General features: G+C 74.0%; 12 protein-coding genes. 4 read left to right on the top strand and 8 right to left on the bottom strand.

Annotated features, from left to right (window positions below; genetic code table 11):
• Window positions 1-54: 54 nt before the first annotated feature.
• On the bottom strand, window positions 55-279 hold the full coding sequence (locus ACZ66Z_RS00665; RefSeq protein ID WP_469931771.1) for a DUF6458 family protein: 225 nt from the start codon (window positions 277-279) through the stop codon (window positions 55-57).
• 296 nt (window positions 280-575) lie between these two features.
• Here ACZ66Z_RS00665 and ACZ66Z_RS00670 point away from each other — a divergent pair, with 296 nt between their 5' ends.
• On the top strand, window positions 576-1,757 hold the full coding sequence (locus ACZ66Z_RS00670; RefSeq protein ID WP_469931772.1) for a serine/threonine-protein kinase: 1,182 nt from the start codon (window positions 576-578) through the stop codon (window positions 1,755-1,757).
• 248 nt (window positions 1,758-2,005) lie between these two features.
• On the opposite strand, the gene ACZ66Z_RS00675 is transcribed toward ACZ66Z_RS00670, so the two are convergent.
• The 3 genes from ACZ66Z_RS00675 to ligD form a co-directional block, all read right to left on the bottom strand.
• Window positions 2,006-2,455 (bottom strand): hypothetical protein, encoded by a 450-nt coding sequence (locus ACZ66Z_RS00675; protein ID WP_469931773.1) that lies wholly within the window; start codon window positions 2,453-2,455, stop codon window positions 2,006-2,008.
• Window positions 2,456-2,870: 415 nt separating this feature from the next.
• Window positions 2,871-3,422, bottom strand: coding sequence for a hypothetical protein (locus tag ACZ66Z_RS00680; RefSeq protein WP_469931774.1), 552 nt, complete (start codon window positions 3,420-3,422; stop codon window positions 2,871-2,873).
• A gap of 927 nt (window positions 3,423-4,349) precedes the next feature.
• Window positions 4,350-5,252 carry a non-homologous end-joining DNA ligase gene (ligD, locus tag ACZ66Z_RS00685; RefSeq protein WP_469931775.1) on the bottom strand — a complete coding sequence of 301 codons (903 nt, stop codon included), beginning with the start codon at window positions 5,250-5,252 and terminating at the stop codon, window positions 4,350-4,352.
• Window positions 5,253-5,848: 596 nt separating this feature from the next.
• Here ligD and ACZ66Z_RS00690 point away from each other — a divergent pair.
• Complete coding sequence (locus ACZ66Z_RS00690) at window positions 5,849-7,123, top strand: cytochrome P450 (protein WP_469931776.1); 1,275 nt, start codon at window positions 5,849-5,851, stop codon at window positions 7,121-7,123.
• 313 nt (window positions 7,124-7,436) lie between these two features.
• On the opposite strand, the gene ACZ66Z_RS00695 is transcribed toward ACZ66Z_RS00690, so the two are convergent.
• Together ACZ66Z_RS00695 and ACZ66Z_RS00700 are read right to left on the bottom strand one after the other, a co-directional pair.
• Window positions 7,437-7,847 carry a hypothetical protein gene (locus tag ACZ66Z_RS00695; RefSeq protein WP_469932239.1) on the bottom strand — a complete coding sequence of 137 codons (411 nt, stop codon included), beginning with the start codon at window positions 7,845-7,847 and terminating at the stop codon, window positions 7,437-7,439.
• A gap of 710 nt (window positions 7,848-8,557) precedes the next feature.
• A complete protein-coding gene (locus tag ACZ66Z_RS00700; RefSeq protein ID WP_469932240.1) occupies window positions 8,558-9,004 on the bottom strand; it encodes a DUF6098 family protein in 447 nt (148 codons plus the stop codon).
• A 192-nt stretch (window positions 9,005-9,196) separates the two neighbouring features.
• Between ACZ66Z_RS00700 and ACZ66Z_RS00705 the strand changes: the two genes are divergently transcribed.
• On the top strand, window positions 9,197-11,473 hold the full coding sequence (locus tag ACZ66Z_RS00705; protein ID WP_469931777.1) for a catalase: 2,277 nt from the start codon (window positions 9,197-9,199) through the stop codon (window positions 11,471-11,473).
• 99 nt (window positions 11,474-11,572) lie between these two features.
• Here ACZ66Z_RS00705 and ACZ66Z_RS00710 read toward each other — a convergent pair whose 3' ends face one another.
• On the bottom strand, window positions 11,573-11,854 hold the full coding sequence (locus ACZ66Z_RS00710; protein WP_469931778.1) for a hypothetical protein: 282 nt from the start codon (window positions 11,852-11,854) through the stop codon (window positions 11,573-11,575).
• 254 nt (window positions 11,855-12,108) lie between these two features.
• Between ACZ66Z_RS00710 and ACZ66Z_RS00715 the strand changes: the two genes are divergently transcribed.
• Window positions 12,109-12,462 carry an acetylxylan esterase gene (locus ACZ66Z_RS00715; protein ID WP_469932241.1) on the top strand — a complete coding sequence of 118 codons (354 nt, stop codon included), beginning with the start codon at window positions 12,109-12,111 and terminating at the stop codon, window positions 12,460-12,462.
• Here ACZ66Z_RS00715 and ACZ66Z_RS00720 read toward each other — a convergent pair.
• Window positions 12,345-13,535, bottom strand: a complete 1,191-nt coding sequence (locus ACZ66Z_RS00720) for a cytochrome P450 (RefSeq protein ID WP_469931779.1) — start codon at window positions 13,533-13,535, stop codon at window positions 12,345-12,347. The two genes, ACZ66Z_RS00715 and ACZ66Z_RS00720, sit on opposite strands and share 118 nt — an antisense overlap.
• Window positions 13,536-13,636: the final 101 nt, after the last annotated feature.

Genomic DNA, 13,636 nt, shown 5'->3' on the forward strand with positions numbered 1-13,636 from the left:
TCGTGTGCGTCGTCGTACGTCGTGTGTGTCGCGGCACCGGACGTGGGTGCCGCCTCAGAGCAGGTTGCGCCGGTCGTCTTCGACGACCGTGGGCGCCACGGGCGGGACCACCATCCGGCGGCGGCGAAGAACGCTCGTGTAGACGGCGGTTCCGAGGAAGCCGACAGCCATCAGGATCAGACCGACCAGATCGAGGTCGACCGCTTCGAGCTCCCAGTCGGACGCGAAGGTGAGGACGGCGCCGACGGCGATCATGATGATGAACAGTCCCAGACCCATGGTTGGTCGCTCCTCCCGTGCGGGTTGGACAGCGTCCGCGTACCCGGGTCCCCGGGGAACATGCGGCTGTTCCCGGCACGGTCGGCCCGTTCCCCGTCGGCCCGCGCAGAGGCCGGCGTTCCCGCTCCTTTCCCCTCCTCCAGGGGATGTTCAAGGACCGAGGGGGCACGCGTCAGCCGCGAGACCGTCCACGCCGCAGCGGGCGACACACCAGCCGACCGGCCCGTCGACAGAGGCCGGCCACACCCCCGGGAGCACCGATGCAGGTCCGTACGAGGCCCTTCCATCCGGATCTCATGCCGACGGCCCACGCCGTCGCGGGCCGCTACCGACTCGACCGCCTCCTGGGCCGCGGCGGCTCGGCCGACGTGTACGAGGCGCTGGACCTGCGGCTGCGGCGCCCTGTGGCGGTGAAGGTGTTCCGCCCCGATGACGCACGCCGGACCGAGGCGCGGTGCGGCGAGGAGGCCCGGCTCCTGGCGCGCATGCAGCACCCCGGCCTGGTGACGCTCTACGACACGGGCGACGACGGGGGCCGGCCCTATCTGGTGATGCAGCTCGTCCGGGGAACGACCCTGCGACGGCGCACGGCCCGCACGGTCCTCACGCACGCCGAGACCTGCCGGATGGGGGCGGTTCTGGCCTCGGCCCTCGCCCATGTGCACGCCCGCGGGGTCGTCCACCTCGACGTCAAACCGTCGAACATCCTCCTGGACCGTACGGACGCCCCGCACCTGTCGGACTTCGGCATCTCCCGCTGCTTCGACGAGTCCGCGGACTCCGCGCCCGAGGGCGACGGCACGCTCGTCGGCACCGCCTCCTACATGGCGCCCGAGCAGGCCCTGGGCCGGAGCGCGGGCCCCGAGGCCGATGTCTACAGCCTCGGCCTGGTGCTCCTCGAAGCGCTGAAGGGCGAGACGGAGTACGGGGGAGCGCCGCTGGAGGCGGCGCTGGCGCACCTGAACCGCCCTCCGGTGCTTCCGCCGGGTCTTCCGGCGGAGCTCGCCGCCTTGCTGACGGCCATGACCGCCCGGGCCCCCGAGGCCCGGCCCGACGCGACCCTCTGCGCCCGCGTCCTCGCCGGCTCGCGAGGGGTCGGGTCCCCTTCCCCCGCCGTCCCCGGGCGTGCCTCCGGGGGCGGGCGGGCGGCTCGCCCCGTCCCCGGAGGATCCACCTGTCCGGCTGGACCGCCCGGACCGGCTGGATCGGCCGGCCCCACCGGCGCACACGACTCTGCCCGCTCCCCCGGTGCCGGCCGCTCACGGCGCCCCGTCGGCGCGCGGGCCGTGGCGGCGGCCCTGGCCACCCTCGGTCTGACGTTGACCGGTTCCCTGGGGAGCGCCCCGGCCGGAGGGGCGGCGCACCGGTCGGCACCCCTGGGCGCGACCGCCCCTCGGTCGGGGTCGGCGGACGGTGCCCGGACGATCGCACCGGCACCCCTCGTACCGCGTACGGGCGGTCAAAGCCCCTCGGCCTGAGGGTTTTTGAGGTTCCACCAGGAGAAGGATCCGCGAGCTTCCACGCTCCGGAAGAGTTTCTCGACCCGGGGCGGACGGCGTACGGCGCGGGTCGTCCTCGTGCGCCGTCCCGTGAACGGGAGCTCTGTACGCAGGCGTTCCGGAGAATCGGCTGCGAGCACGCAAGCAGCCCGGCGGTGCGGCCCGAGGAGCCGGGCACACCGCCGGGCACGACCGGGCGCGGGGCCCGGATCAGGCCTTCAGGGCCGTCAGGTGGACAGGAGACGGTGGAACAGGGCGCGGTACTGGCACAGCGCGCGGCGCAGACTCTCCGTGTCGGCCTCCAGCCCCTGGCTCCACTGTCCCTCCAGAGCCTGCCGGTGCTGGGCGAAGGTGTCGGCCAGCGTCCTCATCACGTCCCCGACGAGCACGTCCGCCGCGTGGACGGCCTGGCGGGGGTCGTCGACGAACCGCCCCTGGACCTCGTGCCAGCGGCTGCGGAACGCCGCTTCCTCCGTGTCGACGAGCAGGTCCGGGATCTCCTCGTCGCTCCCGCCGGCGTCGGGCCGTGCGGGACGGGCGTGGCCCGGCCGGTGTTCCGCGGCGCCGACGCCGTGTGCGTGCTGCTGCGGGTCCTGCGGGGCGGGCGCGGCGTGACGGGCGTGGCCGCCGTGGCCGCCGTGGCCGGTGGTCGCCGGGCCGGGCGGCGCGGACGTCACGGGCGGGGCGGAGGGCGCGGGCGGGCCCTGGGGAGCGAACTGCGGCTCAGAGGGTGCCGGTTGGGGCGTCGCCTGCTGCGCCTCGGGGTGTTGGGACTGGACGGACTGAGGCTGGACGGACTGAGGCTGGACGGACTGGGGCTGGACGGACGGCGGCTGGGCGGGTCGGGGCTCGGCATGCCGCGGCGGGGTCGGTGCGGCCGTCCGACCGTCCCCCGGCGACTGCTCCGCTCCACCGCCGAACCCCCCGGTCGCGGGACGCGAGGAGCCGGAACGGCCCTGTTCCGCCCACGTGTCGGGGAGCCCCGCCGGACGTTCGGGGCGCTCCCCCATCGGGTCGGGGCGGTGTCCTCGGCCCGTCGCACGAGTTCCGCGCTCGGACGTGTCGTGGTGTCGCATGTCTCCTGCCTCCGCGTCAGGACCGGCGGGCGCCGGTCGGCTCGCCCTCGGCGAGCAGGTCGTCGAAGAGGGTGCGGTAGTGCATCATCGCGCCCCTCATCTGTTCTGTGGTGGCGGACTTGGAGGTGCTCAGCGCGTGGACCTCCAGGGCCGCCCGGTAGCGCTCCAGCGTGCGGCCGTGCCGCACGGACAGGTCGCGCATCCGCTGTTCGTGCCCCTCGTCGGGGTAACCGAGGTCGCGTATCAGTTCCGCCACCAGCGCGTCGGCGTCGTGGACCGCGGTCTCGGGTCGGTCCACGAACTCCTCCTGGACGCGCATCCACCGTCGGGCGTACTGTTCCCGCACCTCACCGGGCACGGGCTTGATGTCCAGTTTGTCGAAGCGCCGCGCGCGGGCTTTCAGTTCCCGTTCCGCGGCCCGTCTGCTGCCGGTCGCCTCGACGGTCCGTTCGTACTCGGGTCCCGAGCGGTCGCGCAGTCGCGCTCGCCGCCGACGGTCCACCGCCATGTAGGCGACGAACCCCACGATGACGACCGCGACGGCGACCAGGACGATTCCGGTCCACATCGGCTCTCACCCTTTCGCGTTCCCTCGCAGAGTCGTGCTGTGCCGTCCCGGCCCTTCGGGGGCCCCGGGACGCGTGGAACTCCGCGTGCCCTGCACCTCGGTGCGCAAACCGGTTGCCAAAGGGCGAAAAGGGAAGCGGCGGCCTCCGAGGAGGCCGCCGCCAAGCACAGCGGTGACACCGTCGTCCCGGACGGCACGTGGCTCCACGCGCCCAGGACGGCGCTCTGTTCGCCCTCGGCCAGGGTCGCGTCACCTCGGGGACGACGGTGTCCTGGCAGCCCGGTCAGCCCGGTCGAGTCGATCAGGCCGGCCAGGCCGGTCGGAGCGGTCGCCCGGTCAGGCCGCTGATCGGATGACCGGTTCCGGGGCGGGGACGGGGCCCGGCAGGGGTCCCGGGCGCGGCCCCGGTTCCGGGCGCGGGTCCCCGGGCTGGGGGTCCGGTTCCGGCTGCGGAGGCGTCGGCGGCACCGGATCCGGACCGCCGGGCCCCGGCACCGGCCCGGGAAGAGGACCCGGCTGCGGGCCCGGACCAGGACCCGGCACCGGCGTCGGACTCGGGGGGACCGGGTCGTTGGGCGGCGTACCCATGGCTGCTCCTGACGGTCGGCAGTCGGACGGTGGCGCCGGGGCGGGCCGGGGGCCCGGGCCGGGCGCCGGCGGGCCGGAAGGCGAGGGGCGCGTCGGGGGCGCGGGGCGCGGTTCCGAAGGAACCGGCGGTGTCGGATGCGTCGGGGGTCCGGTCTGTACGTCGCTTTCCATGATCACACTCGCTCACAAGGTCGACTTCCCCCTCCGGTTGCCCGGGGGCCGGCTTTTCATTCCCGGTCGGTACGCGTCCGGCGTACGGGCCCGGTCGGGAACCCGTCTCACCAGAGGGGCGGGCGGCCCGAGGGGCATCACCGTGACCCGGCCCGGCCCGGGCACGTCTCAGAGCCTCTCCAGCCGTTTGCGGGCGGCTTCCACGGAGCGACCGCGGCGCAGTCCCTGTCTCCAGGGGTCGTCGTTCTCCAGGCGTTCGTCGATGGTGGCGAGCGTCCAGCGCCGCGGGGTGAGGCCGGGGTCGTCCAGTTCGCTCCAGCTCAGCGGTGTGGCGACCGGGGCGCCGGGCAGGGCGCGGACGGCGTAGGGCGTGACGGCGGTCTGGGCGTAGCCGTTGCGCTGGACGTCGAGGTAGAGCCGCCCCTTGCGGGCCTGCTTGCGCGCCGCGGTGGTGAGCTGCTCCGGGTGCCGGTCGGCGAGCAGCTCGGCCACGTCGCGGGCGAACGCGCGGACGGTGTCGAACGCGGCACGGCGGTCGAGCGGCACCAGGACGTGCAGGCCCCGGGAGCCCGTGGTCATCAGGGCCGCGGGCAGATCGAGCTCGTCGAGCACTTCGTGCAGCAGGAAGGCGGCCCGCCTGACCGGTTCGAAGTCCTCGCCGGACGGATCGAGGTCGAAGACCAGCCGGTCCGGGTGGTCGGGCCGGTCGACCTTGGACAGCCAGCGGTGCGGGGTGATGCACGCCTGACCGGCCAGGTAGAGCAGGGTGGCCGTGTCGTCGCAGACCGGGTGGGTGACGGTGCCGTCCGCCTTCGGCAACTCCCAGCGGTGGATCCAGTCCGGGAAGTAGTCGGGGGTGTCCTTCTGCATGAAACGGCCGTCGCCGATGCCGTCGGGGTGGCGCTCCAGCATCAACGGACGTCCGCGCAGGTGCGGCAGGATGCGCGGACCGACCCGGCGGTAGTAGTCGGCGAGGTCGGCCTTGGTGATGCCGTCGTCGGGGAAGAGCTCCTTCTCGGCCCGTTTGATCTCGACGGTCCGGCCGCTCACGCGGATGTCGGTGGTGGTCATGCCGTGCCTCGCTCGCGGATGACGTCGGCGGGTCGTTCGTCGTCGTGCAGGCCCGTGCACCGGGGGTGGTGGAGGTCTCCGTACCGGGGTGGCGCAACCGGTCGCGCGCCGCGCGGCAGGGACTTGGGGGGGCGCGGCGGCAGGGCGGCGGGGCGCCGGTCCGGCACCCTCGTGCGGGCTCCTCCTCGGCGACCTGTTCGCGCGTCCGTCCACTGCGTGCCGAGTGCGTCGGCAGCGGGCCGGGCGCGCCGTCGCCTCCGGGGCGGCCCGTGCCCGACCGGCGACCGGTGGCCGTACCCGGTCGGCAACCTCGCCTTCCGCATCACGAAGCCGGGCTCGTGGCCGGGCCCCGTGCCGCCCTCGCCGCTGGGTTCGCGGGCCTTGCGGAAGTACCTTTTCCTCCGGCATTCCGCCGAAGCGCCCGGTGCGGACATCGCCGTTCCTCCTCTCCAGCACCCGCGACTACCCCGCCGTTCCGGGCCCGACACGCCCGGTGCGCCGGCGACGGTGCCGGGCACCGCGTGATCCCGACACCGCCCGCGTGACGCCAGGCACACCCGGGCGGTGTCGGACCCCGTGCGTGTTAGCGTCCGGCCGTGACTCCACAGGCCCTTGACCTGCCCGTATCCGCCGAGGTGTCCCGGCTCGACCTGTTCGGGGACGGGTTCGTCCGCGACCCCCACCCCTGGCTGGACGCACTGCGGACCGAAACCCCCGTGCACCGGGACCCGGGCACCGGGCTGTGGCTGGTCAGCCGGTACGACGACATCCGGCGCGTCCTGCTGGACCCGGCGGCGTTCCGCCCCGACAACGCGCAGGCCGCCGTCACCCCGCTGCCCGTGGGCGTGCTGCGGGTACTGGCCCGGGCCGGCTTCAGGCTCCCGCCCGCGCTCGCCAACAACGGCACCGACAGCCACCACGGTCTGCGGCGCGTGGTCACCCGGTTCTTCAACGCCCAGCGCGTCGCCGCGGCCGTCCCCGTCATCGAGCGCGTCGCCGACGAGCTCCTCGACGCCGCTCGGCGGCGCCTCGACGCGACCGGCTCCTGCGACCTGTTCGAGGCCTACGCCCAGATCCTGCCCTGCCGGGTGCTGATGGAGCTGCTCGGCATCGACGGTGTCGACCCCCTCACCCTGGTCCGCTGGAGCGACGCCTCGCTGGAACTGTTCTGGGGCAGGCCCACGCCCGAGCGGCAGCTGGAGCTGGCCGTGCTCGTCGGCGAGTTCCACCAGTGGCTCACCGCGACCGTGAGCGCCGTCCCGGCGCGGCCCGGCAGCTTCGTCGAGGCGCTGACCCGCCACCGCCTTCCCGACGGCAGGCCGGTGGACGTCGGGACCGCGGTCGGCGCGTGCTTCTTCGTCTTCATCGCCGGTCAGTCCACCACCGGGCAGCTCATCTCCACCACGCTGCACCGGGCCCTGGCCGAGCCCGGCCTGTGGTCGCGCGCGGTCGACGAGCAGGGCCTGGCCGAGGCGTGGGTGGAGGAAGTGCTGCGCCGCGAACCGCCGGTGACCACCTGGCGCCGGGTGGCCGCCGAGCCCGTGAGGCTCGGCGGCGTCGACGTCCCCGCCGGGGCACAGCTGCTGCTGATGCTCATGGGCAGCGGCTCGGACCCGGAGGTCTTCGACGCCCCGGACCGGATGTGCCCGCACCGCGCGAACGCCCGCCACCACCTGTCCTTCGGCGTGGGCCGACACCGCTGCCCGGGCGCCTCGTTGGCCCGGACGGAAGCCGCCGTCGCCCTCCGTGCGGCTGCCCGCCGCCTCCCGGACGCCCGTGTCGCTCCCCCGGACGAGGACCCGCCGGTCCTCGGCCTGCTCTCCTTCCGCGCCCCCCTCCGCGTCCGGGTGACCGCCCGGGGCCTGGGGTGAAGGTGCCGGTCGCTTTCCGACGGACGGCACGAGCCCGTCGTACCGGGGGGCGACCGCCAGACGGCTCTCGTGCCGGCCGATCCCTCGTTCGACGGCGTGGCGCTGTTGTGGTCGTTCTCGTCGGACCCGGGCGGCCGCCCGCCGCGCCCCGGCCGGTTGCGGACGCGGACGGCCGGTACCGGGACGACGGCCTCGGTCCCGCGTCCGCGCAGGTGAGCGCGGTCACTGCGGGAGCGTCCGGTGCCGTGGGCGTCAGGCTCCCGGCCCTGGACGGTGTCCGGGCGCTCATGTCCTTCCCCGACCGCACGGGACCTCAGGCGTTGGTGATGCCGACGAGCGTGCTCCGGAGCCGGCGGATCGCGTCCTCGGCCTCCTCGTACTGCTGGAGGGTCGGCTGGACGGCGCCGAAGGTGGGGCCGTCCTCGGTGGGCAGGGCGCGCCAGTGCAGGATCGGCGTGAGCGCGGTGGCGGCCGCGCCGATGAACCAGGCCAGGCGTCCGTGGACGTGGGCGAGGGCGATGGCCAGGACGGCGAGTGCTTCCCGCAGGTGTGCCAGCCGGTCGACCTCGGACAGCGCCTCCTGGGACGGTGAGGCGCCGAGGGCGGCGTGCAGGTCGGCGGCCGCCTTGGCGGCGACGGTGCGGTCGGCGGGTTCCGGGACCCACGTCCGATCGCGGATCTGCCGTTCTGCTTCTTCCACCAGGTCCTCGATGACCGTTCTCATGTCCACGCCCGTCACTCTATGCCTGTTCTTGCTCAACAACGTGAGCGCGCAGGGAGACCGGTCGGCGATCCGGCCACCTCGATCGCCGAGCGATCAGGCGCGGGCGTACTGCTCGTCGGTGGCGGGTTCGAGCCATGTGGTGCCGTCGGCGTCGCCCGCGACCACGACGGTGTGCGCCACGGCCGCGGTGTCGGTGCCGCCGTGCCAGTGTTCCTCCCCGGCCGGGCACTTGACGACCTGTCCGGCGCCGACGCGTACGACGCTGCCGTCGCGGGTGCCGACCGGTCCGACCCCGTCGGTGGTGCAGGGGGTCTGACCGTGGGCGCGGCCGTGCCCGCCGGTGCGGGCGCCGGGGCGCAGCGGACCAGGGCGGCGGCCAGCGCGGCCAGGGCCCGGAACAGTCCGCGTCGGCCGAGGACGTGACCGGCCGGCGACCCGGCGGGGACGCCCACGACGTTCGCCGGGGTCAGGCCGCCCGCCATCACGCTGACGGCCCGGGTGGCGTGCGCGGGGCCGCCGCCCGAGAGGTCGAAACCCCGGAAGCCTCCGTGGGGCGCCCCGGCCTCGGGGGGCGACGACACGGGCACGGCGTACGACGTACGGCTCAGGCCTGGCCGTCGCGAGCCCCCGGGCGTACGGCTCAGCCATGACTGTCGAGGATCCCGCGCGTACGGCTCAGGCCTGGCCGTCGAGAGATCCGGGCGTACGACTCAGGCGTGGCGGTCGAGGGGACCCCAGCCGCGCACCTGGCGTTCGATCTCGGACGCCGCCTCCTCGATGACGTGATCGCCGATCCAGCCCAGGGGCCGCACCTCCGTGACCAGGGGCTCGTTGTCGGGCCCGCGCCCGACCTCGCGTCCACGCAGGAGCCAGGGCCGCACCCGGGGGTCCTTGACCCGCGGAAGGTGGGAGTAGTCGTAGAGGCGGCGCGCGGCCCACGTGCGCAGGGGGCGGTCGCCCCACCAGGGCTCGACGTCCAGCGAGCTCGCCGACAGGCCCGGAAGCGGGACGCCCGTCAGGTCGTCGCGGCTGCTCACGTCCGGGAGGTCGATGCCGGGGCCCCTCGACCACCGCACGTACAGGCCTCGGTCCCGGGCGAGGACCTCGGCGAGCTCGTCCAGCGATTCGAGGCCGGGGAGACGGGGGGCGTTCGACACGTTCACGCCCCGCCCCTACCCGGTCGCTCGCGCAAAGAACGCCTGTTCGGGCGAGTCTCTGGGCGAAGCGGGGGTACTCGGGATGCCGGATGGCAGTCGAGACGAGAGGGTGGCACGGGGCCTGGGGGACGTCGGCCGGAAGGCGGCGAGGAACTCACAGACCGCGGAATCCCGCAGGAGGAGAGAGCAGGCATGGTCCGGAAGAACACGAGCAAGACCCCGGCTCCGAAGGACACGGCGGGCAAGGGCCGACTCGGGAAGCAGGACGAGCCGCGCCCCACGCCCGGCAGGCCGACGCCGGAGCCGCCGCAGGTGGCCGAGCCGACCACGCCCCGGGAGCCCCTGCCGCCCGCTCCCGACCAGGACGGCCCCGACACCCTCAGCCCGACGGGGCAGCCCACGGGCGCGCCCCAGGCGGCGGTGGCACAGGGCGGCGCCTACCTGACGTCCGCCCAGGGCACCCGGCTCTACGACACCGACCACTCGCTCAAGGCCGGTGCGCGCGGCCCGGTGCTGCTGCAGGACCACCACCTGCGGGAGAAGATCACGCATTTCGACCACGAGCGCATTCCCGAGAGGGTGGTGCACGCACGGGGAGCCGCCGCGCACGGGGTCTTCCGGGGCTACGGCACGGCCGCGAAGGTCTCCAAGGCCGCGTTCCTGGCGAGGGACGTCGAGACGCCCGTCTTCGTGCGCTTCTCGACCGTCCTCGGTTCGCGCGGCTCCGCGGACACCGTCCGTGACACGCGCGGCTTCGCGACGAAGTTCTACACCGAAGAGGGCACGTTCGACCTGGTCGGCAACAACATCCCGGTCTTCTTCATCCAGGACGGCATCAAGTTCCCCGACATCGTCCATGCCGCGAAGCCGCATCCCGACCGTGAGATCCCCCAGGCGCAGAGCGCCCACGACACCTTCTGGGACTTCGTCTCCCTCCACACCGAGGCCACCCACCACACCCTGTGGAACATGTCCGACCGGGGCATCCCCCGCTCCTACCGGATGATGGAGGGCTTCGGGGTCCACACCTTCCGGCTGACCAACTCCGAGGGTGCGACCTCCCTGGTGAAGTTCCACTGGAAGCCGAAGCTCGGCGTCCACTCCCAGGTCTGGGAAGAAGCGCAGATCACCAACGGCATGGATCCCGACTTCCACCGCCGCGACCTGGCCGACGCGATCGAGGCGGGCGCGTTCCCCCAGTGGGAACTCGGCGTCCAGGTCTTCCCCGACACCCCGGAGCAGACCTTCGAGGGGATCGACCTGCTCGACCCCACCAAGATCGTGCCCGAGGAACTCGCGCCGGTGCAGCCCATCGGCCTGATGACCCTCAACGCCAACCCGACCAACTTCTTCGCCGAGACCGAGCAGGTCGCCTTCCACCCCGGACACCTCGTGCCCGGCATCGACATCACCGACGACCCGCTGCTCGCCGCGCGCCTGTTCTCCTACCTGGACACCCAGATCAGCAGGCTCGGCGGTCCCAACTTCGCGCAGCTGCCCATCAACCGCCCCCACGCGCCGGTCAACGACATGCTCCGCGACGGCATGCACCAGACGGCGGTGCACTCCGGGGTGGCGCCCTACCGGCCCAACTCCCTCGACGGCGGCTGCCCGTTCCTGGCCGGGGCGGACAACGGGGCCTTCGTCGAAGCCCCCGTCGAGGTCCCCGCCGCGAAGAAGGTCCGCGAGGCCCCCGCCACGTACGCCGACCACTTCTCCCACGCCCGGATGTTCTGGCTGAGCATGACGCCGACCGAGCGCGAGCACATCATCGCCGCCTACACCTTCGAGCTCGGCAAGTGTTACGAACAGGCGGTGAAGGAGAGGATGCTGACCGTCCTCGCCAACATCGACCCGCAGCTCTGCCAGGAGGTCGCCACCGGCCTCGGGCTCCCCGCCCCGGCCGCCACCGAACCGCTCGCGGACGTCGAGCCGAGCCCCGCCCTGTCCCAGATCGGCCGCACCTGGCCGGTGGACGGGAGGGTCATCGGCATCGTGGCCGACGGCGACGCCGACCTGAAGGGCGTCCGGTCCGCCAGGAAGGCGATCCTCGACGCGGGAATGGTCCCGCTCGTGATCGCGCCGACGGGCGGCACCCTGGGTTCGAGGAACCCCGTCACCGTGCAGCGCACCTTCGCGACCGCGCGCTCGATCGAGTTCGACGCCCTGCTCTTCGCGGGAGTGCCCCGGGCGGCGGCCGACGCCCACGGCGCCCGCGACGCGAAGGCCGGCGCGTCCGGCGGAGGCGAAGGCTCCGACCCCCGGGTCCTGTTGCTGCTGACGGAGGCCTACCGCCACGGCAAGGCCATCGGCGGCTGGAACGACTCCTCCCGGATCCTCGCAGCGGCCGGCCTTCCGGAGGACGGGCCGGGCATCGCCTTCGCCGACACCTCCTCCGCGGCGCTGAAGCAGCTCACGCGCGCCCTCGCCGGGCATCGCGCCTGGGACAGGTTCCCCGCGACCGTCTGAGCACCGCCGCGCGCCCCCCGCGAACACGCGGGGGCGGGCGACCGTCCGAGCGCCACCGCGCGCCCCCCGCGAACACGCGGGGGGCGCGCGGCCGTCGTCTCAGGCGTTGTCGGCCTCCAGGAGACGGCGGGTGCGCTCGCTCGCGCCGCTGAGGGCGAGGGGGACGCCGAGGCCGACGCACATGCGGTGGGCACGGGCGAGGGCGCTGAGGGTGGCGGGGCTGGGGTCGGCGGACGGAACCGCGATGACGACCCGGGCGGGCCGGTGCGCCTGGACGAGGGCCTGGATCCGGAGGGCCGCCGCGGCGCGGTTGGTGACGTCCAGGTCGCGGTGGAGCGTCACGTGCAGGGCGTCGTGGCGTACGGCGTGGCTGATGAGCAAGGTGTCCCTCCGCGCAGGACGAGGAAGGCCCACAGGCCGGACGTGGTGTGGGCGGTTCGCCCGAGGATGTCACGACCGGTGGCCCGGCGGCGTTCACCTGGCGTTCACCACGCGGGGCGTCTGCCGGGAAGCCCCGGGAGTTCACGTCCGTGAATCGGCGGGAGCGCGCCCTCGCGTGAGGAGGGCCGGGGCGACCGGTCGGGACGGCGCACCGGGTCCTCACCCACCAGGCGGTTTCCACGCCCCGGTGCGCTCTGCCCCTCGATCGGTTCCGCACGCACCGGAGCACGACCGTGGAGCCCGAGGACTTCGACGCCTTCTGGGCGAAGCCCCTCGACGGGTCGCGTGCGCACGAGTGGGGGCCCCGGAAAGGGCCGGAGCCCCGGCCGCGCAGCGGACCGGGGCTCCGGCGGGTGCACGTCAGCCGCGCACCGGCGTGCTGCCCGCCTCCCGGACGGGCGTCACGCTCGTGGGTTTCAGTGCCAGTACTTCATGGTCGGACCTCCTCCCCCGCTCGTGGACGCAGTGTGACCTCGAAGCGGTCGAGACCGCGGAGGGTCAGATTGCGCCGGTGGACCGGTTCCGCGACGGCCCGTGCGTCCGGGTAGTCCCTGGCCAGGGCCCCGAGGACCGATCCGGCGAGCCGGATCGCCATGGACGCGCCCAGACAGGCATGGGCCCCGCGTCCGAACCCGAGGTGCGGGTTCGGGGCGCGGTCGAGTCGCAGCTCCGTGGGGTGGTCGAACCGCAGCGGGTCGTGGTTGGCCGCGCCCAGAAAGAGCGTGACCGGATCGCCCGCCTTGATGGTGACGCCACCCAGTTCGGTGTCGGTGACGCAGACCCGGGCGTCCGCCTGGACCGGTGCGTCGTACCGGATGAGTTCGTCCACGGCCGGGGCCGGGCCCGCCCGGAACGCGTCGAGCGCTCCGGGGGTGGTGAGGAGGGCGGCCGCGGCGTTGCCGAGGAGCCGCGAGGCGGATTCGTAGCCCGCGTGGAGGACGGCCCTCAGGCTGTTCCGCAGAACCGTTTCTGCTACACCGCTGTCCGCCGCGTGCTCGGCCACGTGGGCGATGAGCCCTTCCTCGGGCGGGTCCGCCAGCCATCCGCCGGCGTACTCCGCGAGCCGGGCGCGGGCCGCGACGGCCGGCTCGTGCTTCTCGGGCCACAGCCCGGCGTCCATGCCGTCGACGACGGTGCGGGACATGGGCACGAACCAGTCGAGTTCGGGCGCGGGGACACCGAGGAAGGCGGTGACGAAGCGGAGGGCGACCGGCTCGGCGAGCTCTCCCACGAAGTCGAAGGAGGGCCGTCCGGCCAGCTCGGCGAGCAGTTCCGCGATCTGCGGCTCCAGGCCGTCGTGCAGGGCCCGGCGGTCCTGGGCGCGGAAGCCGTCGAGCAGCAGGTGCCGGACGGCGGTGTGCTCCGGCGGGTCGAGGGTCTGGACGCTCAGCAGCGGTGCGGGGATGTCCTCGCCGGCACGACGCCAGTCGGAGGCGAATCGGTTGCTGTCGGTGAGCACCGCGAGGCAGTCGGCGTGACGGGTCAGGACCCAGGAACCGAGCAGTTCGTGCCAGAAGACCGGTGTGGCCTCCCGCATGCGGGCATAGGCCGGGTAGGGGTTCCGCAGGTTCGACGGGCGGGCCAGATCCAGGATCGGGTCCACGGCTGCCGCTTGCTCCACGAAACGTCGCCCCCTGTGCATCGGGCCTGGTCGAGGCCTTGGTCGCCTGCGAGTCGAGCGGTACGAGACGCCGGGTCACAGTGGGTGGAACGCCTCGTCAG

The sequence above is a fragment of the Streptomyces sp. NPDC107498 genome, from assembly GCF_055582805.1.